Raw genomic sequence first — 3,507 nt, 5'->3', positions numbered from 1 at the left:
CTCACGGGATGAAGGCGACGGGTGCAGGATCCGGGGTACTCTGCTGCCTCTGCTCCCTCTGCGTGAGAATGCAGTTGATCTGTTGATCAGTTGCGGACGACGATGCGGCCTTCCTTGATGACCGCGCTCACCTTGCGCGCGTCGCGGATGTCTCGCAGGGGATCGCCGTCCACCAGCAGGAAGTCGGCACGCAGACCGGGCTGGATGGTGCCGAACTCGCCCTCGCGGCCCAGCCACCGCGCCGCGTTCACCGTGGCCGAGCGCAGGATGTCGGCGTTGGGGATGCCGGCCGCCGCGTACGCCTCCATCTCCTCGTTCAGGCTGCCGCCGTCCGTGCCGGCCAGCAGCATCACGCCCATCTCGTGCGCCCGGCGAACGAAGCGGCTCATCCGCCGGTACGACTCCGACGCCGTCGCGAAGTCCTCCAGGCTGAACCGCGCCCGGTCGCGCTCGCCCACGCGCTGCACCGTGAGCGTGGGGTCCAGCGCCACCCCGCGCGCCGCCATCAATCGCAGCAGGTCGCCCATCTCCGCGCCCTCGGGGTCGATGGCCCACCAGTCCGCCTGCATGCGGGCCAGGGGCGCCCGGTCGCGGTCCAGCGTCTCGTCCTCGCCCTGCGGCTGCGCGTCCAGCGGCAGCACGTCGCGCCACACGCGGATGTGGCTGAAACCCTCGATCCCCGCGTCGATGGCCTCGCGCAGGCTCGTCCGCACCCCGATGTGCCCCGTCACGGGCAGCCCCTGCCGCTCCGCCTCGGCCAGCACCGCGCGGGCCACCTGCGGGTCCAGCAGGAAGTACAGCTTGAGCAGGTCCACGCCCTGCTCCTTGAGCGCCCGCACCAGCGCGGCGGCGTACGCGGGGTCCTCGATGGCCACGTCCACCATGGGGTGGTAGCCGCCCGGCGCGTCGATGAGCGGGCCGGCGGAGTAGATGGTGGGCCCCAGCACCACGCCCAGCCGGTTGGCGTCCTTGAAGCTCATGCTGCTGCTGATGGCCGCGCCGGGATCGCGCACGGAGGTGATGCCGCGCGCCACCAGCCGCTCGCCCTGGAAGGGAAACCAGTAGTGCGCGTGGTTGTCCACCAGGCCGGGGAGGAGCGTCTTTCCAGCCGCGTCCAGCACGGGCAGCCCGGCCTCCGGCGTGCCGCGGTGCACCCGGACAATGCGCCCGCCGCGCACCTCCACCGTGGCGTTCTCCATCACCCGGTCGCCGTCCGTGCCCGTCCACACCCGGGCGTTGGTGATGGCCAGGTCGCCGTCCGCCCGCGCCGGGAGCGCCAGCGGCGCGCGAAAGGGGATGGGCGCCGCCGTGCCGCCCGCCAGGTCGATGCGGTACAGCCGCCGCCCGTCCGCCAGCACGGCGAACCGGCCGGCCCCGTCCACCGTCAGCTGCTTTTGCCCGTACGGGCTCACGTGGACGGCGCGGGGGGCGGCGGCGCCCGTCTGCGCCATGACCGTGTCGACGCCGTTCTGCCCCACGATCCACATCCGCGTGCGCCCGTCGCGGCTCCACGCCACGGAGAACTCGTTGCGCGCGGGTGTCTCCGTCAGCCGCGCGGGGCGCAGCGAGTCCAGCGCCATCACGTACAGGTCCGCGCCGCCGTACCGCCCGCTTTCCAGGAAGACGGAGTCCGCCCGGGGCGACAGCGCGAACGACCACTCGTGCCAGTTCTGCGTCTGCGTGAGCTGGCGGGACTCGCCGCCCGTGCGGGGCAGGCGCCAAAGGTGCGCGTCGTACTGGCCGCGCGTGAGCACGTAGAACAGCTCGGAGCTGGACGGATGGTACTCGATGTGTCCCAGCCCGCCCTCCACCTCGCGCACCAGGGTGGAGACGCCCGTAGCCAGGTTCATCTCCATGATCGCGTCGGTGGACGGCGTCTGGTGCGCGTACGCGATGAACTGCCCGTTCGGCGACCACGCCGGCCGTTCGTCCCACCCGGCGCCCGTGGTGAGCTGCACGGCGTCCCCGCCGCCCACGGGGAGCAGGAACAGCTTGCCCAGCACGCTCATGGCGATCCACCGGCCGTCCGGCGACAGGGCGGGGTCCATGGCCCCGCGCTCGATCACCTCCGTGCGCGTGCCCGCCGGCGCCATCTGCGCGCTCGCGGCCTGCTGCGCCGGTGCGGTGGAGGGGGATGCGCCGGCCGCGAGCAGCGTCGCGGCGGTGAGGAAGAAGGTCCTGCGGATCATCGGTTTCGGGTCGGCGAGGGGTGGGGGGACAGGTGCCGGATGGTAAAGAAATAGCACCCGTGAGGATCGTCGTGCAACGTGCGCGATCGCTGTCGCACGTTCGTCTCAGGATGGGATGCGGGGCGGGGTTGGGAGGGAATAGGGATGGGGATGGGTGAGCCCGTGGCTCGGCGCGAGAGAGGGATGGATCGCGCCGGGAGCAACCCGCCCCTCCCCCGGCCCCTCCCCGCTCGTTCCTCGCGGAGAGGGGAGACCTGCGGTCCGTTGCCGCCGAGTCGGCGCCCAGCGAGCGGTGCGTCAGAGCCGGGAGATTCGGGGGAAACGGTGCCCACGCGGAGGGATAGAAGGCGGGCGGTCGGGCGAGTCGCGCGGAAGGCCGAGCCCGCGCCGAGCGAATGAATTCGCCGCTGGAAAGGCACGAAGTCCGCCTGCGCGGACTGCACCGCGGCCTCTCTGCCGCGGACGCACGCACCATCGCCGGGTGACGGCCCGCGTTTGTGGTTGAAGCCTCGTTCGCGGAGCGCGTCGGCGCGAGACGGGGCTTTCCGCTGTCCCAGCGGCGGATTCATCCGCTCCGGCTGGGGCTGCGCCTCCGCGCTTGATCCCTACTCTTGCCGCTCAGGCTGGGAGCGCGCCTTTACCCTCCGAGCCCGTCCGCCCCCAACGCGATATCCCGAATACGCACACCGATGCGCTGGCGCGGCACGGCGGGGATCGTCAGTTTTCAGGCTCATCTTCCCGCGCCGCCCCATGCCCCCGCACCGGCCGGGAAATCCACCGTTTTCTCCTACCGGAAAGGCCCTCCCATGCGCTCACGCTGGACCCGTCCCACGCTGGCCGCGCTGCTGCTGGCCGCGGCGGCGTGCGCGGACCAATCGCCCACGGCGCCGGCGCTCGCCGTCCCCGCCGGCGCCCCCGCGCGCAATGTGCTGGAGCCGTACAACGGCAAGATCCGCGTCGGCGTGGTGCCGGCCGCCACGTCGGTAAAGATCGGCGCCACGGTGGCGTTCGATGTCCGCGAAAAGGGCACGAACGCGTACCTGGTCAGCGGACTGGCCAACGAGCAGGTGACGGTCACGTTCAACACGGGCTACCCCGTGGCCACCAACAACCGCCGCCTGCAGGTGGTGTGCACCACCAGCGCCACGGACCGCGACCAGCGCGTGGCGGCGGGCACGGCGGCCGGCTTTCCGTCCGCGTGGGAGTACGTGGCCGCGTCCAGCTGCTGGCGCGTGTACATCGGCGAGCGGCCGCTGCCCATCGACGCCACGGCCGAGGCCACGTACAAGCAGAACGTCATCAACGCCGGCCTGGCCAC

2 protein-coding genes are annotated in these 3,507 nt (G+C 72.2%); one reads left to right on the top strand and one right to left on the bottom strand.

From position 1 onward, the window contains the following. Positions 1 to 86 precede the first annotated feature (86 nt). Complete coding sequence (locus VFZ20_RS17640) at positions 87 to 2,189, bottom strand: amidohydrolase family protein (RefSeq protein ID WP_329685237.1); 2,103 nt, start codon at positions 2,187 to 2,189, stop codon at positions 87 to 89. A gap of 806 nt (positions 2,190 to 2,995) precedes the next feature. Between VFZ20_RS17640 and VFZ20_RS17635 the strand changes: the two genes are divergently transcribed. Beyond that, positions 2,996 to 3,507, top strand: a 512-nt coding sequence (locus tag VFZ20_RS17635) for a hypothetical protein (RefSeq protein WP_329685236.1), incomplete at its 3' end; no start/stop codon positions are given.

This window comes from Longimicrobium sp. (genome assembly GCF_036280135.1).
Lineage (GTDB): Bacteria > Gemmatimonadota > Gemmatimonadetes > Longimicrobiales > Longimicrobiaceae > Longimicrobium.
This window is presented reverse-complemented; position numbering and strand designations above follow the sequence as displayed.

Excerpts from the sequence above, each read along its gene's own strand:
- VFZ20_RS17640 (WP_329685237.1), bottom strand. The coding sequence starts at position 2,189 with ATGATCCGCAGGACCTTCTTCCTCACCGCCGCGACGCTGCTCGCGGCC.